The following is a 21486-nucleotide window of genomic DNA, read 5'->3' as shown; positions in this document are numbered from 1 at the left end:
CACCGCTTTCTGTAATTGCGGGGGAAGCCGATGAGGTGGCCTCGCCCGCGACCAACAGCAAGGTTATTGCCGCAGCGGGTGGCAAGGCGCACCTGCAGGTATTGCCCACGGTGGGCCACTACGATTTCTTGGCCGAGTGTACCGGCCTGGCCCGGCAGCGGGTTGGCAAGCTGTGCGAAGTGGAGGCTGAAAAGTCGGCTACACATGCGGCAGCAATCCGGCAGGCAAAGGTACTGTTTGACTCCGCGCTGCGACAAGCTCAAGAGAGCCAGCGGGCGATAGTCCCCGCCCCTCAAATCCCCGCCGACTTTTTTGACCAGCGCCTTCCCCGCCTCCGGATCGGGCGATCTGCATCCAGCCGCCCCCTCCCCTCCCTCACTCATTCATTCAGCGCGAACGCCCGCCGCCACTCGCGCGGGCTCACCTGGAAGGCTCGATTGAAGCTCTGGCGGAACGACACGGCCGTGCGGTACCCGGATTGCTCCGCTACCTGATCGATGGACAGTGACGTCGATTCCAGCAGGTCCTTGGCGCGACGCAGCCGCTCGGCATCCAGCCAGGCACCCACCGTCATGCCCGTGGCCTTCTGGAAGCGTCGGGTAAATGATCGCCGGCTCATTGCGACCCGTCCGGCAAGCTCATCCAGCGAATGATCCCGGCGCAGGTCTTCGCGGATGTAGTCCAGCAACCGGCTGAGCAGTGCGTCCTGCGGTGAATCCGGCAGGGGTTGGTCGATGTACTGGGACTGGCCCCCTTCGCGATGCGGCGGCAGGACCATGATGCGCGCGATGCGGTTGGCCTCGCGGGCACCGCAGAGTTTCCTGACCAGATACATGCAGCAATCCAATGCAGCGCCGGTTCCGGCCGACGTGACGATGCGATCTTCATCGACGTAGAGCGCGTTCATGTCCAGCCTGACCGTCGGGAACCGTCCGTGGAAGTCGCCCTCTGCCAGCCAATGCGTGGCGGCCGGACGTCCGTCCAGCAAACCCGCGTAAGCCAGTGCATAAGCGCCGTAGCACAGACCCACGACATGCGCGCCGCGTCGATGCGCAGCGATCAGCTTCGCGCGCAGCGCACCGCTGGGCGCCTCATCCAGATCGTTCCAGCCGGGGATGATCACTACGTCGGCCTGGTCGAGCAGCTCAAGGCCCCCGTGAGGCGTCACTGCCACCTGCCCGCCCGACAACGTGACCCCCTGCCGCTCGGAGGCGATACGGAGCTGGAACAGCGACCGGTTGTCCATTTCGATGTCGAAAATCATGAGGGGTACGGAAAGATGGAAGGCACTCACGCCCTCCGGCGCGACCACGACCACCGGGATGGGTGCTGGTTCCTGCTGGGCTGAACGGTCAGTGGGCATGGCCCGAATCCATCGATGTTGGTCTCTCAGGCCAGTATTCACAGGTTGCTGCGGGCGTCAATCTGGGCGTCATCCATCCAATCGGACATACGCACATGAAATCGACCTCGCTCGCCTTGGCGGCGCTGTTGGCACTCGGCCTCGCCACCGCTGCCGACGCTGCAGACACCCCTGCCACGACTACGTCCATCCAGCAGATCCGCAACGCAACGGCCAGGATCACCTATGGCGATACGGTGCTGCTGGTGGACCCGATGCTCGCTGCCAAAGGCGCCTATCCGGGCTTCCCGGACACCTATCGCAGCGAGCTGCGCAATCCGACGGTCGAGCTCCCGTTCGACGTCGGCCAGGTGCTGAAGGACGTGGATGCCGTGCTGCTGACCCACACCCATCTGGATCATTGGGATCCCGCCGCGGAAACGCTCATCCCGCGCCAGATGCCGATGTTCGTACAGCACGAAGCAGACGCTGCCCTGCTCCGCGCGAAGGGGTTCGCTGACGTGCGCATCCTTCCCGCACACACCACGTTCGGCGGAGTGCGCATCACCCGCGTCGCTGCCCAGCATGGCTCGGCGGACATGTTCAAGGTCGAGCCGCTGGCTACGCTGCTCGGCAGCGTCACCGGCTTCGTGTTCGAGAAATCCGGCCAACCGACCATCTACCTCGCCGGTGACACCGTGTGGACCGGAGACGTGCAGGACGCGATCAAGCGCCATACCCCGGACGTCATCGTGCTCAACACCGGCGATGCACGGGTGAAGGGTTTCGATACCGGCATCATCATGGGCGTGGACGACACCTCGCGTGTCCACGCGCTCGCGCCGAAGGCAAAGATCGTGGCGGTCCACATGGATGCGGTGAACCACATGACCGTCTCCCGTGCTGACCTCCGCCGCTACGTGGATGAAAAAGCAATCCAGGACAGCGTGCTGATTCCTGAAGATGGCGAAACCCTGACTTTCTGAAGGAGTGATGATGAAAACCGCACTGATTGTTGTCGATATCCAGAATGACTATTTCGCGGGCGGCCGCTTCACGCTGGAGAACAGCGAGACGGCGCTGGCGGCGTCGCTGGAGGCCATCGCAAAGGCCAGGCAGGCCGGCGAGTTGGTCGTGGGAATCCAGCACATCGCGCCGAGCGAGGGTCCGTTCATGGCGCGGGGAACCGCGGGCGCTGACCTGCATCCCGCCATCGCCGAGGCGTTGCAGGGCTGCCCTTTCATCGAGAAGCATCAGGCCGACAGCTTCCTTGGCACGCGCCTGGGCGAAACGCTGGCTGCGCAGGATGTCACCGCCATCCGACTGGTCGGCATGATGACCCAGCACTGCATCACGCACACGGCGCTGTCGCCGGAGGCGGCCGGCCTGGAGGTCACCATCGTGGGCGCAGGCTGCGCCGCACCGACAGCCACCCTCAGCGCCATCGCGCTGGCCGGCCTGTCCGGTCGTTGCAAGGTGGTCTGATCCGCGTTGTCCAGGCCGGCTTCGGTGGTGCAGGGATCATAGCGATCCAGCTGGCAAAACATCTGGGCGCGTTCGCTGCCATCAGCACCAGCAGGGCCAATGTGGGGGCGGGCCAAGGGCAAGGTGGTGGTGGAGGTGCTGTAGCGCCAGCCGGTGATGGGTGCGTGGGACGTTCAACTCAGCGCCACGATGCCGCTTGAGACTAAAGGCAGGCCCCAGCGTACAACTCTGGGTCAGGCGGGGATGCGACCGGGAACGCGCCCTCGAATGAGCGCCTTGGACCGCGTTGTTCTTTGTACAGCTCGATAATAAGGCTACCGGATACAACGCACAAAAGCCGGCGTCCCGCCATCGGATGTTGCCCCAGAGCGACGCGTCGCAATGCCCGACGTACACCAGGCCGCATTCTGACTCCACTATGACGGAGGGGCCCCGTGCCGGGAGATCGTCGCGAGCGGGTCCCGTTACGGGCACAGTGCTTACCTAGCGCGCTGCCGGCGCTGGTGGAGACAGATGCCAATGCAGATTTATGAGCAGGCGATCGCAGATCGGCGGATCGCGGTTGCTCAAGCAGACCATCGTCATGTCGTTGGTCGGGTAGACCGAAAGCGCCGCGCTGGTGCCGGCCGCGCCCCCGCCGTGGCCCCAATGCGGGAACTCTTCCGGGCCGGACGAGATGAAGCCATAGCCATACCAGTTGGTTTGCTGCTTGATCGCCTCCTGCAACAGCGGCAATGGGATCAAGCTGCCTGCCTTGAGCGCGTCGACGAAGCGCAACTGATCTTCCACGGTGGAAACGCCTCCCCCGGCTGGCGACCCTTGCCACGGAAGCTGGCTGGCACTGGGTACCAGCTTCCCGTCCTCGTCTTCGGTATAGCCGCTCGCGATACCCGACATGTGTTCCCTGTCTGGATAGTACGTCGCGGTCATGCCGGCAGGATGGAAGATGTGCTCATCCAGATAGGTGTAGTAGCCCTGCCCGCTGACTTCTTGCACCAGCGCGCCGAGCAGCAGGAAGCCGTAGTTCGAATAATCGAAGGCTGATCCGGGCGCAAACGACGGGCCGCGATCACCGTTGAGCTTCATGAGATCGTCGATGGTGCGGGCCCAGGCGCGATTTGCGCCCTCCTCCGGCAGGAGTACGCCAATATCGCCGGTGCCACCCTGATGGGAGAGCAGTTGCCGGATGGTGACCTTCGCCATCTCCTTGTTCGGATAGTCCGGCAGATACTTCCCGATGGGATCGTCGAACTGCAGCGTGCCGGCTTCGATCATCTGCAATACCGCAACCGCGGTGAACATCTTGCCTTGGGAGGCGAACAGGAAGGGGGTATCCAGGCGCACGGGCACGTGGTTTTCACGATCTGCCAGTCCGAATGCCTTGCCGTACAGCCGCTTGCCATTGCGTTCGATGACGAGCGCGCCAGAGAAACGGTCGGCCCTCGAAAGCTGCGTGGCGAATGAATCCAGCGCCTTCAGTGCCTCATCCTCCGGCAACGGCTGCGGTTCCTGCTTGATCTCAGCGAGTTTGGTGTCGCCAGCTGCTCCAGCCGTGATCGTGATCCGCCTGTATGCCGGGAAACTGCGCTCGCGTGTCATCGCCACGAATATCCCCGGCTCGTTCCGCTCAACCTTTACCACGTCCAGACCGCCGGTTTCTTCGCGGCTGTCGAGCAGGTAGTCCAGGTTGAGATCCGCGTCGGCGAAGTGGTGCGCGTTGAACGCCTGCAGCCTGGCCTTGTCGTTGCTGTTGAACGCCACCAGCCAGGCATCAAACGCGGCTTCGGCAGGCGGCTTGGCAACGGCGGTTGATGCCAGCACAAGCAGCGCGGCCGCTACACCCATGCGTTGGAACAGGATCATGCTTGTCGGTACGGTCATGCGCTCTCCATTGCGTCCTGGCCGGGTTGACTATTGGACCAGACGCAAGCGCAGTCAATGCCCGTACCTGCGGAACCGGCCGGTTGCCTGAAGTAGCCCTTATCACCGATCATTCAGCGCTAGCGTTTTGCACCCACGGAGAACATCTTGAAAGGACTCCTGCTCAACATCGCCATTTCGTTGACAGCGGTGACGATCTCGCTTTACGCCCTGCATGAAGCAGGCCAGGCAAATGACCCATCCCGCATCCTGGAAGCCCGTGGCCTGATCGTCAGGGACGCCTCCGGAGTTGCCCGCGTGGAGATAGGCGCGCCGGTGAACGGGCCCATGATCCTTGGAAAACGCGAAGAACGCGTCGCGCCCGCGGCGGGCATCCTGCTCAATGGCCCAGACGGCAATGAGCGCGGCGGCTACCTGACGGTCGACACCGGCGATGAGGCGGTGCTGACGCTGGATGGTGCAGGCGACGGCAGTGAAGTGTTCAAGGTAGTGGCCAATGAAAAGGCCGGTGCGTCCTTGTTCGTCATCCACCAGAACGGGTCGGTCGCCATGCTGACGACCTACCAGGGCCATCCTGAGCTCCGCTTCATCGAGAAGGATGGCACGGTGAGCTACTCGCAGGGGGCCAAAGAGTAGCGCGCTTCCGGCGCCCTACTCCCCTTCTGCGTGCTGAAACGGGCGCTGGGCCATCACCTTGTCCGGGGTGATCGGCGTACTGCGGATGCGCTTGCCCGTGGCGTGATGGATGGCGTTGCAGATCGCCGCCGACACGCCCACCAGGCCGATCTCCCCTACCCCCTTCGCACCGAGGCTGCTGACCACCCGGTCGTCTTCCTCCACGAACAGCACGTCCACGTCATGGATATCGGCATTGACCGAGACGTGGTACTGGGCCAGATCGTGGTTCATGAAACGGCCAAACCGGTGGTCGGATTCGGTGTGCTCGTGCAGCGCCGCGCCGATGCCCCACACCACCCCGCCGATGATCTGGCTGCGTGCGGTAGTGGGATTGAGAATGCGACCTGCGGCGATCGCACTGACCACGCGCATCACCCGCACCGTGCCGAGCTCCTCGTCCACCCGTACCTCCACGAACACGGCGCTGTGCGTGGCGCGGGTATAGCGGCGCTGCTTCAACACATTGGGCAGCAGCAGGTACTTGGCTTCGATGCTGGCTTTGTCGGCGTCGGCCAGCAGCGTGGTGAGTGCAACGGCGCTGCCCGGGTCAGCCCGCAGTGCCATGCTGCCATTGGCGAATACCACGTCATCGACGCCGGCGCGGCTGAACGCCGAGTCCTTCCTTCCAGCAGCAAGCGCGAGCAGCTGCCGGCGCAGCTTGGCACAGGCCCCGTCCACTGCCGAGCCCACCGTGCTGACATGCGATGAGCCGCCCTCGATCGGGGCCACCGGCAGCGTGGAATCACCCAACTGGAAGGTGACCTGTTCCAGCGGAAGGCCCAGCGCCTCGGCGGCGATCATGCTCATCACGGTATAGGTGCCGGTGCCGATATCGGTGGCCGCGCTGCTGACCACCAGGCGGCCATCGGCATGCAGCTCGGCATGGGCGCGCGCGAACATCTGCATCGCGTCCCACTGGCCGGTCGCCATGCCCCAACCGACCCATTCGTTGCCTTCGCGGCGCGCGCGCGGCCGTGGCGCGCGATCGGCCCAGCCGAAGCGCTCGGCACCGCGGCGGTAGCACTCGCGCAACGCCTTGGTGGAGAACGGTTTGCCATCGGCAGGATTGGTTTCGGCGTAGTTCTTCAGCCGCAGCGCCAGCGGGTCCATGCCGATTTCATTGGCCAGCTCGTCCATCGCCACTTCCAGCGCATGCATGCCATGCGCCGCGCCCGGGGCGCGCATGTCGATCGGCGTGTACTGGTCCAGGTCGACCAGTTTGTAGCCCACATGCACGTTGTCGCAGGCGTACAGCTGGCCGCTCCAGTTGACCACCACCTCCACGTAGTCCTCGATGCGCGATGTCTCGGCCACGGCCTCGTGCCAGATCGAGCGCAAGGTTCCATCGGCATCGGCGGCGAGCTTTACCCGCTGCACGGTCTCTGGACGGTGCCCGAAAGTGAACATCTGCTGGCGCGTGAGGACAACGCGCACCGAGCGCTCCAGCGCCAACGCGCCCATCACCGCCAGCGGAAGCTGGTACTGCGGGCGAAGCCCGGAGCCGAACGCGCCGCCCACGTAGGCGTTGCGTACGGTGACCTTGCGCTTGGGCAGGCCGAACACATGCGACACATACCAGCGGCTGTTCTGCGAGCCCTGGGTCTTGTCATGGATGGTCAGGTGGCCGTCGTCACCGCGGATCACAGTGCTGGCGAACAGCTCCATCGGGTTGTGGTGCTCCACGCCGCTGTAGAAATCGGCCGATATGCGGTGCGTGGCCTGTGCGAAAGCCTGGTCCGGCTCGCCTTTGTCCTTCGGCGGCGCGGAGAATCCGGCCTTCATCTTGCGCGGCTCACGCGCTCGTTCGACGGAGGTGACCAGGTTGGTTTCGTGCGCCTCAACCTCATAACGCACGCCCACCAGCCCGGCCGCGTGACGCGCCGCCTCGAAGGTCTCGGCCAGCACCAGCGCGACCGGCTGGCCGCTGTAGCGGATCTGTGCGTCGTACAACGGCCGGAACGGTGATCCCGCAGGGGCCGTCATGTCCTTGTAGAAGACGCCAGCACCGCGCATGTGCGGGCGATTGAGGTGGGTCAGCACCTGCAGCACGCCCGGCACGGCCAGCGCGGCGTCCAGGTCAAAGCCGAGGATGCGCCCCTTTGCGATGCTGCTGTTGACCACCACGCCATGGACCAGATCCTCCGCCGGCCATTCGGCCGCGTAGCGCGCCTGGCCAGTCACTTTGGCCCGGCCATCGATGCGCGGCGTCCCGGTCCCTGTCGGTACGTGGCCGGTTCCCGGCTCGGCAACGGGCACCTGCGGTTGCTTGGGATAGGCGCTCATGCGGCATGCTCCGGTTGGCCGCGGCGTCGGCCACGATTGTCGATGGTGCCCTCGGCTGCGGCCTGCAGGGCGCGCACCACGGCGCGGCGTGCAAGCGGGATCTTGAAGGCGTTCTGACCCTGCGACTGCGCCCCTGCCAGCAACCGTTCGGCCGCTGACTCGAAGGACACCTCGCCCGGCATCGTGCCGATCAGCAGCTGTTCGGCGTGCGGGCTGCGCCATGGCTTGTGCGCCACGCTGCCCAGGGCCAGCCGCGCATCGGCGATGCGTCCGTCGGGCCCGATTTCCAGCGCGGCGGCGACCGAAACCAGCGCGAACGCGTAGGACAGGCGCTCGCGGATCTTCAGGTAGGCACTATGCGCAGCGAACCGCCCGGCTGGCGGAAGCGTCAGATGGGTGATCAGCTCGTCTGCCGCCAGTGTGCTGTCCTGTTCGGGCTGGTCGCCCGGCAGGCGATGGAACTCGCCGAAGGGGATTTCGCGGGTGCCCCGCAGACTGGCCACATGCACCGTGGCATCGAGCGCTGCCAGCGCGACGCACATATCGGAGGGGTGCGTAGCGATGCAGTGCTCGCTGGCGCCGAGGATCGCGTGGTACTTGGTCAGCCCGCCCACGGCCGAACAGCCGCTGCCCGGTTCGCGCTTGTTGCAGGGCGTCGCACGGTCGTAGAAATAGGTGCAACGCGTGCGCTGCAGCAGGTTGCCTCCGTTGCTGGCCATGTTGCGGATCTGCGGCGAGGCCGCCGCCAGAATCGCTGCCGAAAGCAGGGGATACTCGCGTTCCACCAACGGGTGGTACGCCGTATCGGCATTACGGGCGGTGGCGCCGAGCTGCAGACCGCCCTCTTCGGTGGCGGTGATGGCGTCCAGCGGCAGCGCGTTGACATCCAACAACCCGCTGGGCTGCATCACCTGCAGCTTCATCAGGTCGAGCAGGTTGGTGCCGCCGGCGATGGGCTGGATGGGGCGCGCGGGCGCGCTGGCAAGCTGCTGCAAGGCCTGCTGCAGCGACGCGGCGCGTTCGTAGGTGGGGGGAATCATGCGGGCACCGTGCCGGGTGTCCAGCGCGCGGGGGATGGCTCCGGGGCGTCCGGCGGGCCTTGAATTTCTTCAAGAACCGTCATGACCGCATCGGTGATCTGCGGGTAAGCTCCGCAACGACAGATGTTGCCACTCATCAGTTCACGTACCTGATCACGGGTGCAGGCTTGACCCTCATTGATCAAACCCTGCGCCGAACACAGTTGGCCGGGCGTGCAGTAGCCACATTGCAGGGCATCGTTGGCGATGAAGGCCTGTTGCAGGGGATGCAGGGAGTCGCCGTCCGCCAGCCCTTCAACGGTGGTGATGTCAGCGCCCTGCTGCATGACCGCCAGGGTCAGGCAACTATTGATGCGGCGCCCGTCGAGCAGCACCGTGCACGCGCCGCATTGGCCGTGGTCACAACCCTTCTTGGTGCCGGTCAGCTGCAGGCGGTCACGCAGCAGGTCCAGCAGGCTGACCGTGGATTCGACCTCAAGCGTATACGCCTCGCCGTTGATGGTCAGGCGCAGCGGATAGAGGGGGGAAGCGTGCGTGGCGGGGAGCGGCGGCGTGGCCGTCCGGGATGCAGGGAAATCGCTCATGGCAGGTCCGGCTAGGGCGTCTGCCAACCACCCTGCGCCTTGGCTCGTCTATTCCGGGTGCACGTTGCATGTGCTGCGTGCGAAGTCGTGCCGGTCGAGCTCGGCGGTTGCCTTCTCCGCAGCGCCCGGAAGCGCCACGGTTCCTTTGCTTCCCGCAGCGGAGGCCGGGGAAAGGGCTGCCGCTGTTGGAAACACGACGGCAACGCCGAGGGTGAGCAGTTGTCGGGTGCACATGGGCACGTCTCCTTGGACGAGGATCAGCCGGCGGGCCGGGAAAGGGGCGGGTATCCCGCTTCGGCAAGTGCGGCGAGGAACACGGCTGGCTCCAGCACCGTGTCCACGCTCACCGTCCGCGCTGCCATGTCGATCTGGATTCCGGCCGAAGGGTCGGCACCCAGCAAGGCGGCCCTCACCGGCTTGGCGCAGGAACCGCACGTCATCTGGGGAATGTGGAACTGAAGCATGGTCATCTCCTGGTGGGTTGGCACGCCGACTACTTTCCGCGTTGCCAACGTGGCAAGGTCAACCTGCTTCTTCGAGGAAATAGCATCGTCCTTGGCGTGCATTCATGTCCTCGCGGATGCTGCCGACGGCCCTCCGGTTCAACCGTTGCGCGGCAGGCTCCTGCGCGCACGCGGCGAAGCCGGCGTATCCGTGCCGAAGCGCGGCGTCCTGCGCGGGGAGGCCGCCGGGGCGCTGTCTTTCCCGGCACCGACGGGCTCTGCGAGCTCTTCGATGATCGGGCAGTCGGGGCGATCGTTGCCGTGGCAGCTGCTGGCAAGATCACGCAGTGTGCGCGCCATCGCCTGCAGTCCGCTGATTCTGTCCTCCAGTTCGGCAACGTGCGCCAAAGCGACCCGCTTCACGTCCGCGCTGGCACGTTCGCCGTCACGCCACAGCAGCAACAGCTCGGCGATCTGTTCCACCGTGAAGCCAAGGTCGCGCGAGCGGCGGATGAAGCGGAGGGTGTGGGCGTCCTGCTGGGTGTAGCAGCGATAGCCGGCCTCCGACCGGGCAGCGGGCGGGATCAGGCCGATGCCTTCGTAGTAACGGATCATCTTGGCCGACACGCCGGAGGCCTTCGCTGCTTGTCCGATGTTCACGCTGGTTTCCCTTGCACGCTGTGCGGTCAGTATGGAGCACGCGCGAGCGGTGCGCGGAAGCGCTTCAGCCGCAGCGCGTTCACCAACACGAAGATGCTTGAAAGGGCCATCGCCGCAGCGGCGAAAACCGGTGACATCAAGGTGCCGTTGAAGGGATACAGGACGCCGGCCGCGACCGGGATCAGCACGGCGTTGTAGGCGAAGGCCCAGAACAGGTTCTGCTTGATGTTGCGCAGCGTGGACCGGCTCAGTGCGATGGCGTTGACCACCCCGCGCAGGTCACCGGCCATCAGCACCACGTCGGCGGCCTCGATCGCCACATCGGTCCCCGTGCCGATCGCCAGGCCCACATCTGCTTCAGCCAGCGCCGGCGCATCGTTGATGCCGTCACCAACGAAGGCCACCCGTGCGCCGTCCACGCGGAACCGCTTGAGCGCGGCGACCTTGCCATCGGGCAGCACCTCGGCCGCCACGTCGTCGATGCCAAGCTGGCGAGCGATCGCCGCTGCGGTAGCGGCGTTGTCACCTGTGATCATCGCAACGCGCAGCCCGAGCGCATGCAGTGCCTTGATCGCCTCCGGCGTGGTGTCCCGGATCGGGTCGGCTACCGCGATGATCGCCGCCAGGCGACCGTCGATCGCGGCATACAGAGGACTCTTTCCCTCCGTACCCAATCGCTGCGCGACCGGCAGGAACACGCTGGCATCCAGGCCCAGCCGGGCCATGAAACGGTCTGCTCCGACGGCCACCTGCTGACCGTCAACAGTTGCCGTCACCCCGAAGCCCGGCGTCGCATCGAAGCCTTCGGCCGCCCCGACGGCAAGGCCGTGCCGGGTGGCAGCGGCCACGATGGCCTCGGCGATCGGATGCTCCGAGCGGGACTCCACGGCCGCGACCAGCGCCAGCACCCGGTCATGATCATAGCCTGCGGCCGGCACCAGATCGGTCAGTTCAGGGTGGCCCTTGGTCAGCGTTCCGGTCTTGTCCAATGCCACCACGCTGACATCGCGCAGGGCCTGCAGTGCCTCGCCTTTGCGGAACAGCACGCCGAGTTCGGCCGCGCGGCCGGTACCCACCATGATCGACGTCGGCGTGGCCAGCCCCATCGCACAAGGGCAGGCGATGATCAGCACGGCCACCGCGTTGACCAGCGCGAAGGTCAGCGCTGGCGAAGGCCCGAACACCAGCCACGCCACGAAAGTAAGCGCCGCCGCAGCCATCACCGCCGGCACGAACCACAGCGTCACCTTGTCCACCAGTGCCTGGATCGGCAGCTTGGAGCCCTGCGCCTGCTCAACCAGGCGGATGATCTGCGCCAGCACCGTGTCCGCGCCCACGCGGGTGACGCGGAAGCGGAAAGCGCCGGTCCGGTTCAGGGTGCCACCCACTACCCCGGCACCCACGCCCTTGGATACAGGCGCCGGCTCCCCGGTGATCATGCTTTCGTCCACCCAGGAAGCGCCTTCGACGACCTCCCCGTCCACCGGTACCTTTTCACCCGGGCGGACCGACACCACGTCGCCGGCAGCCACCTGGTCCAGCGGTATCTCCATGGTGCCGTCGCCGCGCTCTATCCGCGCGGTCCGCGGCTGCAGTCCTACCAGTCGCTTGATCGCCTGCGAAGTGCGTCCCTTGGCGCGGGCCTCCAGCGTGCGGCCCAGCAGGATCAGCGTAACGATCACCACGGCAGCTTCGAAGTAGACGTTCGCGGTGCCGGGTGGAAGCACCTGCGGGGCGAACGTTGCAACCACCGAGTAGGCATAGGCTGCAGAGGTACCGAGCGACACCAGCGAGTTCATGTCCGGCCCGCCGCGCAGCAGGGCCGGCACGCCTGCGCGGAAGAAGCGCAGCCCCGGCCCGAGCAGGACCAGCGTGGCCAATGCGAACTGCAGGTACCAGCTGGTCTGCTGGCCGAGCGTATGCATCACCCAGTGATGCACGGACGGCACCAGGTGCGAGCCCATCTCAAGCACGAAGACCGGCAGACCGAGGACCGCGGCAAGCAACAGTGAACGACGCAGGCCAGCCGCTTCGGTCTCGCGGCGCGCGGCCTGCTGGTCTTCCGCCCCGGCATGCGCACCCATCACCGGATGGGCACGATAGCCGGCCTTTTCGATGGCACCTGCGAGCTGGCCGAGGGTGACCACCCCGGCAAAGTGGCCCACCTGGACGCGTTCGGTGGCCAGGTTCACATCGGCCTGGACCACGCCGGGAACCTGTCGCAGGGCTTTCTCCACCCGTCCCACGCAGGAGACGCAGGTCATGCCCTGGATCATCAGCGCGCTGCTTTCCTCCGGCAGCGCATAGCCTGCCTTGACCACCGCATCGGCCACTGCCTGCGGGTCGGGCACACCGTTGAACGTGACCTGCGCACGTTCGGTAGCCAGGTTGACCACTGCTGTTCTCACGCCGGGAACCGCATTGAGCGCGCGCTCGATGCGTGCGGCGCAGGACGCGCAGGTCATTCCCGTGATCGGGACGCTCAGCGCCCCATTGGACGGGTAGCGTCCCCCGGAAGCGTCTGGAAGAACGGCCGAAGCCATGGCGTATACCTCGAAAGCTCAAGTTGGGGGACAGTCTGGGGATTCCCACCGTGGGAAGGTCAAGGTGGCGCCTCCCCGGCGCGCCGACCCGGCGGGCCCGGCACTCCGGAACCACCCGCCCTCGGCGCGGCGGCTTGCTTTCCTGCTTCCGGCGTCGCGGCGACGGCAACACAGCGGCGATTTTCGTACCCATCCTGAGCCATCGGGAAGCCGTCAAGCGCGCGTGACCTGTGCGTCTACACCTGCGCGCCATCCACACACAGTTGCTTCTCACCGCGTTGCCAGCGCAGGCGGCAGCATCGAGCTTCCTCATCCATGAGATCCGCGCCATGTCCTTCGCCACTCCCCTTCATGCCGCCGTCGTCGCCCTGGGCCTGATCGCCAGCGGCGCCTCCAATGCACAGACCAGCGCAGCCCCCGCCCCATCGAGCAGCGCTGCGTCCACCGCCAACGCCCCGTCTGGCGAACTGCGCCAGCAGCAGGCCCTGGGGGTGCTTTCGGCAATCAACCAGGCGGAAATCAACGCCGGGCAGCTTGCTCTGTCGCGGGCCCAGACCGAACCTGCCCGCCAGTATGCGCAGACCATGATCCGCGCGCACACGGAGAACGAAAAGATGCTGGCAGCCTGGAAGCCCGACCGCAGCAGCGCACCGGCGCAGGCCAGGACCACCGAGGCAAAGGCTGAAGCCGCCGCATTGGCCAGGCACCAGGGAGCCGCGTTCGACAGTGCTTACCTGCAGGCCATGGTGAAGGACCATCGCAAGGCGCTGCAGACGCTGGATGACAGCCTCCTGCCTGCAGCAACCGATGCCCAGGTGCGCGCGTTCCTGCAGCAGACGCGTGGCCACGTGGCCGATCACTTGGCCCAGGCCGAGCGCCTGGCTGGCACCCCCGCCACCGGACGCTGATCGACCAAGCCCACACCGTGCGCGCCGCGCAGCAACATGGCGCGCCGGGGGGGCGTTCACCCTCACCTTCGACCCGGATGGCCTGAAACTAGTGCGCGTCCGCTGGCTGCGGCACCGGTTGGCCGGAGGGTGCGCCGTGCTGCGCGTGGCGGTTGCCGGAAGGGTCTTCGATCTGGATGACCTGGCCGCGCTGCCAGGCATCGGCGCCCGGATCGATCGGCGGCGAGGGAATATCGGCGCGCGCCGCCCTGCGCTCCCCACTGTCGATGCCGATCCGCTGATCACGCGCCGCCAGCATGGCCTGGTCGATCTGGCCGTCGGCGGTGAACCCCATCATCAGCTGGGGCATGCCCCGCGGCAGGTCCTTGTCCAGGTCGGTATGCCAGGTGTGCCACGTCTTGCCATAGGTGCCTACCAGTTTCTCCATCAGCGCATGCTCGGCCGGCGCGGGGATGCCGGGCGCCACCAGCTGGCCCGATTTCACTTCGTGCACGTGGCTGTGCCACAGTTTCTTCTCCGGCTCGGGCAGGCTGCCGAACAACGCCCCGCTGATGATGTACTCCACGCCCATCAGCTTGGCGTCGCTGACGTTGCCATCGTAGATGGTGCACTGGATGACGTCCTCGTTGAGGATGCTGCAGTAATGGTGCGCTTCCATCTGCCCTGCCGGGTGCCCATTGTAGAAATGAAAACCGTCGAGGTAGGCGTTGATCGCTTCGATCGGCGGGCGGTCCTGCAGCAGCGCCGCACCCGCGTCCAGTGCCTTGGTGGCGGGCGCCGCCTCGGCCCCGGGCGCCTGCACGCTGGAGGAGGTGGTGCCCCCACCGCAGGCGGCCAGCGCGAGCACGGCAGTGGTGTTGAGGAAGGCAATGCGCATGGAATACCCCTTGTGCTTGATGGAAGGGCGGGCAGCTGCGATCAGTCGTCCTGCGCCCACCGTGAAAGGTTCTGCTGGAGCGTGTCGATGCCGGCCCATGGATCCTTGCGGCGTCGTTTCAGCCGGGCAGGTACATCGCGGAGGGTGAAACTGTCGGCGCGCTTCAACCTGGGCAGTTCGGTCCAGGAGATGGGGAGTGCCACCGGCGCGCCCGGCCGGCCGCGCAACGAATAGGACGCGACCGCTGTGGCGCCGCGTCCGTTGCGGAGATAGTCCACGAAGATCCGCCTGTTGCGCAGGCGTTTGCTCGACGTGGCCAGGAAACGATCGGGCTCGGATCGGGCGAGCGCGTCGGCAAACCCGTGCGCGAAGCGCTTGGTAAGGTCCCAATCGCAGCCCGGCTGCAACGGCACCACCACGTGCAACCCCTTGCCGCCGGACACCCGCAGGAAGGATTCCAGCTCCAGCTGCTGCAGCAGCCTGCGGATGTCGGTGGCCGCCTTCTTGACCTCCGAAAAAGGCACGTCCGGGCCCGGGTCGAGGTCGAACACCACGCGATCGGCCCGATCGGGCGAGGCAGCATGGCTGCCCCATGGATGGAACTCCAGCGCGTTGAACTGCACCAGCTCCAACACGCTGGCCGCATCTTCCACCACCAGGTAGTGCGCATTGACGCCGGTGTCCTCCTTCAGCCGCACCGAGCCCACGCGCTCCAGGCCGGCCGTGTGGTGCTTCTGGAAGAAACACGGCCTCGAGGTCCCCGAGGGGCAGCGGATAATCGACAACGGCCGCCCGATGATTTCCGGCAGCAGGTGGTCCATCACGGCGGTGTAGTAGTCCCAGACCTCCTGCTTGGTCGCCTGGATATCCGGGAAGATCACCTTGGTCGGGCTTGACAGCGCCGGCGGCGCACGTGCTGCCACCACCGTAGGACCTTTGCCTTCAGCGGCGCGGAGCGCGCTGGCCGGCCGCCGCGAAGGCCGCGCCGTGGCCACGGCAGTGCCTTGGCCACGGTCGCTGCTGGCGAGGTCGGAAACGTTCTTGTCCGGCCTCACCGCCTTCAGCGATGCCTGGCGCAGCAGCTGCTGGCCACCGATCCCGCGATAGAACACCTCCACCACGAAGCGCGGCGGAAACCATGTGGCCCTGCGCAGATCGGTCTCGGTGGTCGGTACGTACGCGGTTGGCTTCCTGCCGCCCCCCTGTCCCATCATCGCGCTGAGCTCGCTGATCTGGCTGTCGGTGAAGCCCGAGCCCACCCGACCGGCGTACAACCAGCCATGGTGTGCGTCAGGCCTCGCCAGCAGCAGCGAACCAAATCCGGTCCGGCTCCCCTTCGGCGCCGTGTAGCCCACCACGGCAAACTCGTCGCTGGCCAACTGCTTGGTCTTGCGCCAGTCCTCGCTACGCCCTGCCTGGTAGCCGCGGTCGGCACGCTTGGAGATGATGCCTTCGAAGTGCTGCTCACCGGCCAGGCGATAGGCCGCGTCACCGTCGCCTGCGATGTGCGAACTCAGCGCCAGGTGCGGCGGTGGGTCGGCCAGCACTTCCTGCAGCAACGCCTTGCGTTGCAGAAGTGGCGCATCGGTGACATCCACGCCGTCCAGGTGCAGCAGGTCGAACAGCACATAGGACAGCGCACCTTGGCGCTCGCCGGACAGCGTGGCCTGCAGCAGGTTGAAGTCCTCCTTGGTGCCGCCGCCCGCGATCAGCTCTCCATCCAGCGCTGCCGATGACACGCCGAGCGCAGCCACCGCTTCGCGGATCTCGGGTAGCTTCCCGGTCCAGTCCAACGCGTTGCGCGACCACAGCCGCACCTCGCCGTCGGCTACGGTAGCCAGTATCCGGTAGCCATCCCACTTGATCTCGTGGACCCATTGATCTCCCGCCGGCGGATGATCGCCAAGCCTGGCCAGCTGGGGCTGGAACGGCCCTTCCGGCGCCTCGGCCTTGCGCGCCCCCGCCAGCCGCAGCGCCTTTCCAGACCACCCACCCCGACGCGAACGCGCGCTCACCGGTACCGACGTCAGCCGACGCTTGACGGACTTGCCACTGCCGGCGCGCTTGAGGTCCGCCGCAGGTGCCGCCATCACGTCGGCCAGCAGGTCGTCAGCCTCGACATCACCGGCATAGGCATCGACCTCCTTGAACAGCAGCCATTGTGGCTGCCGCGCCGGCTTGCCGGAGCGCACCAGATGCCAGCCGCCCTTGAGCTTGGTGCCGAACAGTTCGAATCGCAGGTGGCCCTTCGCCAGCTGCGCCTCCGGGTCGCCGCGGGTCGACCACACGCCGTGGTCGAACTGCGCCACGTGCCCGCCTCCGTACTCGCCCTTGGGTATCTCTCCTTCGAACCCGGCGTAGTCAACCGGGTGGTCCTCCACTTCCACCGCCATCCGCTTCACGCGCGGATCGTAGCTGGGTCCTTTCGGCACCGCCCAGCTCTTCAACACGCCGCCGATCTGCAGGCGAAAGTCATAGTGGCGCCTGCTGGCATGGTGCAGTTGTACGACGAAGATGGCCCGCTGGCCGGCCGGCACTTTCTTGCCCGGCTCCGGCTCCCGGGTCCGGCCAAAGCTCCGCTTGCGCTGGTACTCGCTCAGCGACATGCCGGGACGGCCTAGCGACGCAGGTGCGCGCGCACGGCCTCGGCGGTCGGTCCCACCGCCTTGACGGCCGCCTCGAGCGCTTCGCGGCTGACGCCCAGCGTCCGGGTCCAGTACTGGACCTCGTAGTCCTCGTTGACGTTGATCCGATCGCGGTCGGGGCTGCCGGTCTGCTGCTTGTCGTCACTCATGTCGATCTCCGTCGGAAGCTGAAGTCCTTCGAGCATCGTTTCGCTGCAGTCGCCTGGACGCGAGCGCTGCGTGAACCCGGAAACAAGAATCCGTTGCCCGAAGTGAAGAAAACGCGGCACGCACACTGTCCTCACGATCCTCTTCGCGCTCGCATGACGACCCGCATACACCTGCATGCCTAGGCTCGGAATCTCTGTCCACCCAATCCAACACGGAGCTTTCGATGGCTATCAAAACCGCTGAAGACCTTTTCATCCACGAACTGTCGGACATCTACAGCGCCGAAAAGCAGTTGACCAAAGCGCTGCCGCGCCTGGCACGCGCCGCCACCAACCCCGATCTTGCCGCCGCGTTCGAGACCCACCTGGAAGAAACGCAGGGCCAGATCGAGCGCTTGGACCAGGTGGTGGAGGTGCTGGGCATCCGCCTGAAGCGCATCAAGTGCGCCGCGATGGAGGGCCTGGTGGAAGAAGGCAAGGAAGTGATCGACAGCATCGAGAAAGGCCCGGTGCGTGACGCTGCCCTGATCGGTGGCGCGCAGAAGGTCGAGCACTACGAGATTGCCTCCTACGGCACGATCGCCGCGCTGGCCAAGCAGCTCGGCTACAAGGATGCCCTGCCGCTGCTGCTGGAGACGCTGGAGGAAGAAAAGGCCACGGATGAGAAGTTGACGATGCTGGCCAAGTCCGGCGGCAATGCCGAGGCTGCAGCCGCCTGAGACCCGACCGCCTGCCAGGAGACCACCATGCAACCCGATCATGATCCGGCACACGAACCCGCTGGGCAGGCAGAGCCTTCTGCCGACGACAAGCGCGCCACCGAGAACGCCGGATACAACCAGCGCGGCCATGGCAAGGGCGGCAAGCTCGGCGAAGGAGAGCCCGACGGCAAGGCCGAGCGCGATGGCAGCACGCAGCCGAACTTCGGCCAGGCCGGCAGCTGGGGCAAGACCCCCGATCCAGAGCCCTGACCTGGGGCGGCACCGCGGTGCCGCCCTCCTGTCGAGCTGGCCACGTGTCGAGGTGGGCACGTGGCCAATGGTGAGATCAACCAGACCGGGTGCATTGGCATGTGGAAACGAAACGGCCTGTCCATCGTATTGTTCGCTCTCCTGCTGTGCTTCCTGGGAGGGCAGGTATGGGCTGGCTTCCTGAACCATAACCAGGAGCTCGCCGAGCTCCACCGCCCTGCGCTGGACCTCTGGGGCTATCTCCACAGCGGTCATTTCATCAGCGCTACCTTCGAGAACTGGGAAAGCGAATTCCTGCAGATGGGCATGTACGTCCTGTTGACGGTAAGCCTGCGGCAGAAGGGATCGGCCGAGTCGAGGCCGCTTTCCCATGCAGAAGAACACGAGCGTATCGAGCCTGGTCCCACGCCGTGGGCGGTGCGCAAGGGCGGTCTGTGGAAGACTTTGTATGGCCACTCACTGGCCATCGCGTTCATGCTGTTGTTCCTGATGAGCTTCCTGCTGCACCTGGCGGGCAGCTGGCGCGCCGAGGTCGACGACCAGCTGGCGCGGGGCCTGCCGCCGCCTACGTGCTGGGAGCATCTGGCGAGCAGCAGTTTCTGGTTCGAGTCCTTCCAGAACTGGCAGAGTGAGTTCCTTGCCGTGCTGTCGCTGGTGATCCTGACCATCTTCCTGCGCCAGAAAGACTCACCCCAATCCAAGCCACTGGCTGCTCCGCACAGCCAGACCGGCGATTGAGCGGCTGCGAGGACCGAACCGATGCGTCCGTCTCAGCCTGCCCTGCTGGTCATCGACATGTTCACCCTGTTCGACTTCCCTTACGCTGATTCACTGAAGCCAAGCGAAGCAGGGCTGGTGGAGCGCATCGTCACCTGACCGGCCCGGCCGTCACCGGCTGCAGCATCGCCAGCAAGCGCTGCACGACTCCGGCGCGCACGTCCTCGGCGATCTTGCCGTTGTACATTCCCTCGTACACCCACAGGCCGTCCGCGGCCAGCCGCGCAATGAAGTTGTCCCAAGCCGCCGGATCGGTCTCGCCGGGCCGTGGCGGCGCGGGCGCCCAGCGCGCCATGGCCTCGCTCCAGGGCGCCACGTCGGTATCCGGCTCGACCGATTCAAGCATGAAGATCAGCTCGGCGCGGGTAGCGCTCTGTGCCGAAACCCGCAGGTAGGCCGCGTGCCGTTCAATCGCGCTCGATTCGCTCGCTGGCACCGCGAGCAGCTGCTGCATCGAAGCCTCCCAGCGCTGCACAAGATGCTCGTCGATAGCCCGCAGCAGCGCTTCACGCGAAGGGAAGTGATACAGCAGTCCGCCGCGGGTCAGTCCGGATTCGGTGGACACCGATTCGAACGTCACCGCACGTACGCCATCGCGGTTGATCACCCGCACGGCCGCATCGAGGATCCGGGTTCTATTGCTCGTTCTCATGCGTTCAATGTACGGCAACCGGTGCGGCTTCGCGGCCACCGGGCCCGCCGCGGAGCAGCAACGCGGTGAGCATCGCGCCGATGGTCAGCGCCACCGAAATGACCGCCAGCACCCACCGGTACGCCCGGTCATACGCGGCATGTACCGCATCCAGCCACTGCGGCGCGGGGGTCCCCACAGCCTGCAGCGCCTGGCCGATGCCATCGCGTGCCGCCGCCGGCAACGCAGCGTCGGCGGGCAGGAAGGCGCTGTACAACGCCGCCGCCAGGCTGCCCAGGACCGCCACGGCCAGCAGCCCGCCGAATTCGTAGGCCACCTCTTCCACCGATGAGGCCATGCCGGCGCGGTCGGCCGGCGCATTGCCGATGATGGCCGTGGACGCCACGGAAATCGTCGCACCCATCCCCACCCCGGTGACTGCCATGCCGGCGATGGCCCATCCCAGTCCGTGGGCGAATCCCAATGCGACCACCGCCACGCCCAAGGCGCCACACGCCAAGCCGCCACTGATCAATGGTCGCAGGCCGACCCGATGCAGGAACATCCCGCCGAACAGCGCGCTCGGCAGGCTGCCCACCGCCGCCACCGAGACCAGCAGGCCCGCCTGGAGCGGGGTGAATCCGGCGATCAGCTGGAAGCGCTGGGTGGTCACCAGCTGCAGTCCGGCGAGCGCGAACAAGGTGAACACCGCCGCCAGCGTGCCGGAGAGGAAGGCCGGATTACGGAAGATGGCAACGTCCAGCAGCGGATACGGCAGCACGCGCTGGCGGCGCACGAAGGCGGCGGCAGCGATCGAGGCCACGCTGGCCGCGATGGCGGCCGTGACCCACGCCGGCGGCGCGGCAATCACCGATTTGATCCCCAGCACCAGCCCGGACAATGCCGCCAGTGCGAGCAGGGAAGAGACGAAATCCCAGCGACGGCTGCCGTCAGGCACGCCCTTCGGCGCCAGTGCGAACGTGGCGATGAAGGCCAGCACCACCACCGGCACGTTGACCAGGAAAACGGATCCCCACCAGAAACGCGCCAGCAGGAGTCCGCCGATGATCGGGCCCAGCGCGGCGCCGATGATCGCCACTGAACCCCAGATGGCGATGGCGATGTTGCGCTCCCGTTCTTCATGGAAGGTCAGCCCGATCAGTGCGAGGGTCGCAGGCATCATCGCGGCGGCACCAACCGCCAGTGCGGCGCGCGCGCCGATCAACTGGCCAGCGGACTGCGAGAACGCCGCCGCCAGTGACGCCGCGCCGAACGCAGATAATCCCACAAGGAACATCCGCCGATGACCGATGCGATCGCCCAGGGTGCCAGCGCCCAGCAGCAGGCCGGCCATCACCAGCGGATAGGCATTGATGATCCACAGCTGCTGGCTGTCGCTGGCATGCAGCTCGCTGGCCAGCGTCGGCAGCGCGGTGTACAGCACCGAATTGTCCAAGGTGACCAGCAACAGGCCGGCCGCTACGGTGAACAGCAGGCTCCAGCGGCGTGCGGGAGACAATGCGGACGTGGAAGGAGCGGGGGCAGTCAACGACATGACGATAGGCAACGCTTGCGGGATGGACGTAACT

20 protein-coding genes are annotated in these 21486 nt (G+C 66.2%); 7 read left to right on the top strand and 13 right to left on the bottom strand.

Annotated features, from left to right (window positions below; translation table 11 throughout):
- Positions 1–379: 379 nt before the first annotated feature.
- Positions 380–1363: a helix-turn-helix domain-containing protein gene (locus IFT63_RS05775; RefSeq protein ID WP_192083489.1), complete on the bottom strand. Its 984-nt coding sequence runs from the start codon at positions 1361–1363 to the stop codon at positions 380–382.
- A gap of 95 nt (positions 1364–1458) precedes the next feature.
- Between IFT63_RS05775 and IFT63_RS05770 the strand changes: the two genes are divergently transcribed.
- Entirely contained in the window at positions 1459–2328 is an 870-nt protein-coding gene (locus IFT63_RS05770; protein WP_192083488.1) for an MBL fold metallo-hydrolase, read from the top strand.
- 10 nt (positions 2329–2338) lie between these two features.
- A complete protein-coding gene (locus IFT63_RS05765; protein WP_192083487.1) occupies positions 2339–2827 on the top strand; it encodes a cysteine hydrolase family protein in 489 nt (162 codons plus the stop codon).
- Positions 2828–3310: 483 nt separating this feature from the next.
- Here IFT63_RS05765 and IFT63_RS05760 read toward each other — a convergent pair whose 3' ends face one another.
- A complete protein-coding gene (locus IFT63_RS05760) occupies positions 3311–4708 on the bottom strand; it encodes a serine hydrolase domain-containing protein (protein WP_192083486.1) in 1398 nt (465 codons plus the stop codon).
- A 147-nt stretch (positions 4709–4855) separates the two neighbouring features.
- On the opposite strand from IFT63_RS05760, the gene IFT63_RS05755 reads away from it, so the two are divergent.
- A complete protein-coding gene (locus tag IFT63_RS05755) occupies positions 4856–5344 on the top strand; it encodes a hypothetical protein (protein WP_249404338.1) in 489 nt (162 codons plus the stop codon).
- A gap of 15 nt (positions 5345–5359) precedes the next feature.
- On the opposite strand, the gene IFT63_RS05750 is transcribed toward IFT63_RS05755, so the two are convergent.
- From IFT63_RS05750 to IFT63_RS05725, 6 genes are all read right to left on the bottom strand, one after another.
- The gene (locus IFT63_RS05750) at positions 5360–7669 is read right to left on the bottom strand and encodes a xanthine dehydrogenase family protein molybdopterin-binding subunit (protein ID WP_192083485.1); all 2310 of its coding nucleotides are present in this window, start codon (positions 7667–7669) and stop codon (positions 5360–5362) included.
- A complete protein-coding gene (locus IFT63_RS05745; protein ID WP_192084154.1) occupies positions 7666–8733 on the bottom strand; it encodes a xanthine dehydrogenase family protein subunit M in 1068 nt (355 codons plus the stop codon). The genes IFT63_RS05750 and IFT63_RS05745 overlap by 4 nt, the downstream gene beginning before the upstream one ends.
- Positions 8706–9293, bottom strand: coding sequence for a (2Fe-2S)-binding protein (locus IFT63_RS05740; RefSeq protein ID WP_192083484.1), 588 nt, complete (start codon positions 9291–9293; stop codon positions 8706–8708). Before IFT63_RS05740 ends, IFT63_RS05745 begins: the two co-directional genes overlap by 28 nt.
- Before the next feature lie 257 nt (positions 9294–9550).
- The gene (locus IFT63_RS05735; RefSeq protein ID WP_249404337.1) at positions 9551–9859 is read right to left on the bottom strand and encodes a heavy-metal-associated domain-containing protein; all 309 of its coding nucleotides are present in this window, start codon (positions 9857–9859) and stop codon (positions 9551–9553) included.
- Positions 9860–9895: 36 nt separating this feature from the next.
- Positions 9896–10396 (bottom strand): Cu(I)-responsive transcriptional regulator, encoded by a 501-nt coding sequence (gene cueR, locus IFT63_RS05730; protein WP_192083483.1) that lies wholly within the window; start codon positions 10394–10396, stop codon positions 9896–9898.
- A 26-nt stretch (positions 10397–10422) separates the two neighbouring features.
- Complete coding sequence (locus IFT63_RS05725) at positions 10423–12939, bottom strand: heavy metal translocating P-type ATPase (protein WP_192083482.1); 2517 nt, start codon at positions 12937–12939, stop codon at positions 10423–10425.
- Positions 12940–13268: 329 nt separating this feature from the next.
- Here IFT63_RS05725 and IFT63_RS05720 point away from each other — a divergent pair, with 329 nt between their 5' ends.
- Positions 13269–13847: a DUF4142 domain-containing protein gene (locus IFT63_RS05720; protein WP_192083481.1), complete on the top strand. Its 579-nt coding sequence runs from the start codon at positions 13269–13271 to the stop codon at positions 13845–13847.
- Between the two features lie 88 nt (positions 13848–13935).
- On the opposite strand, the gene IFT63_RS05715 is transcribed toward IFT63_RS05720, so the two are convergent.
- From IFT63_RS05715 to IFT63_RS05705, 3 genes are read right to left on the bottom strand one after another with little or no spacing between them, the layout of a single operon-like run.
- On the bottom strand, positions 13936–14724 hold the full coding sequence (locus IFT63_RS05715) for an OBAP family protein (protein ID WP_192083480.1): 789 nt from the start codon (positions 14722–14724) through the stop codon (positions 13936–13938).
- Between the two features lie 41 nt (positions 14725–14765).
- Positions 14766–17330, bottom strand: coding sequence for a DNA ligase D (ligD, locus tag IFT63_RS05710; RefSeq protein WP_192083479.1), 2565 nt, complete (start codon positions 17328–17330; stop codon positions 14766–14768).
- Between the two features lie 11 nt (positions 17331–17341).
- On the bottom strand, positions 17342–17518 hold the full coding sequence (locus IFT63_RS05705; protein WP_080335071.1) for a DUF3606 domain-containing protein: 177 nt from the start codon (positions 17516–17518) through the stop codon (positions 17342–17344).
- Positions 17519–17742: 224 nt separating this feature from the next.
- On the opposite strand from IFT63_RS05705, the gene IFT63_RS05700 reads away from it, so the two are divergent.
- From IFT63_RS05700 to IFT63_RS05690, 3 genes are all read left to right on the top strand, one after another.
- The gene (locus tag IFT63_RS05700) at positions 17743–18237 is read left to right on the top strand and encodes a ferritin-like domain-containing protein (RefSeq protein WP_042612839.1); all 495 of its coding nucleotides are present in this window, start codon (positions 17743–17745) and stop codon (positions 18235–18237) included.
- A gap of 27 nt (positions 18238–18264) precedes the next feature.
- Positions 18265–18489, top strand: coding sequence for a hypothetical protein (locus IFT63_RS05695; protein ID WP_192084210.1), 225 nt, complete (start codon positions 18265–18267; stop codon positions 18487–18489).
- 99 nt (positions 18490–18588) lie between these two features.
- Entirely contained in the window at positions 18589–19227 is a 639-nt protein-coding gene (locus IFT63_RS05690; protein ID WP_192084152.1) for a DUF6766 family protein, read from the top strand.
- A 130-nt stretch (positions 19228–19357) separates the two neighbouring features.
- Here IFT63_RS05690 and IFT63_RS05685 read toward each other — a convergent pair whose 3' ends face one another.
- Together IFT63_RS05685 and IFT63_RS05680 are read right to left on the bottom strand one after the other, a co-directional pair.
- Positions 19358–19918 (bottom strand): TetR/AcrR family transcriptional regulator, encoded by a 561-nt coding sequence (locus IFT63_RS05685; protein WP_042612837.1) that lies wholly within the window; start codon positions 19916–19918, stop codon positions 19358–19360.
- A 4-nt stretch (positions 19919–19922) separates the two neighbouring features.
- Positions 19923–21452: an MFS transporter gene (locus tag IFT63_RS05680; protein WP_192083478.1), complete on the bottom strand. Its 1530-nt coding sequence runs from the start codon at positions 21450–21452 to the stop codon at positions 19923–19925.
- Positions 21453–21486: the final 34 nt, after the last annotated feature.

Source organism: Stenotrophomonas sp. CFBP 13724, from assembly GCF_014841975.1.
GTDB classification, from domain to species: Bacteria; Pseudomonadota; Gammaproteobacteria; order Xanthomonadales; family Xanthomonadaceae; genus Stenotrophomonas; species Stenotrophomonas lacuserhaii.
Note: the sequence above shows the minus strand (reverse complement) of the source record. Positions and strands in the feature narration are given on the sequence as shown.

Coding starts and splice junctions, on each gene's coding strand:
- IFT63_RS05775 (WP_192083489.1), bottom strand. CDS start 1,363: ATGCCCACTGACCGTTCAGCCCAGCAGGAACCAGCACCCATCCCGGTG.
- IFT63_RS05770 (WP_192083488.1), top strand. CDS start 1,459: ATGAAATCGACCTCGCTCGCCTTGGCGGCGCTGTTGGCACTCGGCCTC.
- IFT63_RS05765 (WP_192083487.1), top strand. CDS start 2,339: ATGAAAACCGCACTGATTGTTGTCGATATCCAGAATGACTATTTCGCG.
- IFT63_RS05760 (WP_192083486.1), bottom strand. CDS start 4,708: ATGACCGTACCGACAAGCATGATCCTGTTCCAACGCATGGGTGTAGCG.
- IFT63_RS05750 (WP_192083485.1), bottom strand. CDS start 7,669: ATGAGCGCCTATCCCAAGCAACCGCAGGTGCCCGTTGCCGAGCCGGGA.
- IFT63_RS05740 (WP_192083484.1), bottom strand. CDS start 9,293: ATGAGCGATTTCCCTGCATCCCGGACGGCCACGCCGCCGCTCCCCGCC.
- IFT63_RS05735 (WP_249404337.1), bottom strand. CDS start 9,859: ATGCACGCCAAGGACGATGCTATTTCCTCGAAGAAGCAGGTTGACCTT.
- IFT63_RS05725 (WP_192083482.1), bottom strand. CDS start 12,939: ATGGCTTCGGCCGTTCTTCCAGACGCTTCCGGGGGACGCTACCCGTCC.
- IFT63_RS05720 (WP_192083481.1), top strand. CDS start 13,269: ATGTCCTTCGCCACTCCCCTTCATGCCGCCGTCGTCGCCCTGGGCCTG.
- IFT63_RS05715 (WP_192083480.1), bottom strand. CDS start 14,724: ATGCGCATTGCCTTCCTCAACACCACTGCCGTGCTCGCGCTGGCCGCC.
- ligD (WP_192083479.1), bottom strand. CDS start 17,330: ATGTCGCTGAGCGAGTACCAGCGCAAGCGGAGCTTTGGCCGGACCCGG.
- IFT63_RS05705 (WP_080335071.1), bottom strand. CDS start 17,518: ATGAGTGACGACAAGCAGCAGACCGGCAGCCCCGACCGCGATCGGATC.
- IFT63_RS05700 (WP_042612839.1), top strand. CDS start 17,743: ATGGCTATCAAAACCGCTGAAGACCTTTTCATCCACGAACTGTCGGAC.
- IFT63_RS05695 (WP_192084210.1), top strand. CDS start 18,265: ATGCAACCCGATCATGATCCGGCACACGAACCCGCTGGGCAGGCAGAG.
- IFT63_RS05690 (WP_192084152.1), top strand. CDS start 18,589: ATGTGGAAACGAAACGGCCTGTCCATCGTATTGTTCGCTCTCCTGCTG.
- IFT63_RS05685 (WP_042612837.1), bottom strand. CDS start 19,918: ATGAGAACGAGCAATAGAACCCGGATCCTCGATGCGGCCGTGCGGGTG.
- IFT63_RS05680 (WP_192083478.1), bottom strand. CDS start 21,452: ATGTCGTTGACTGCCCCCGCTCCTTCCACGTCCGCATTGTCTCCCGCA.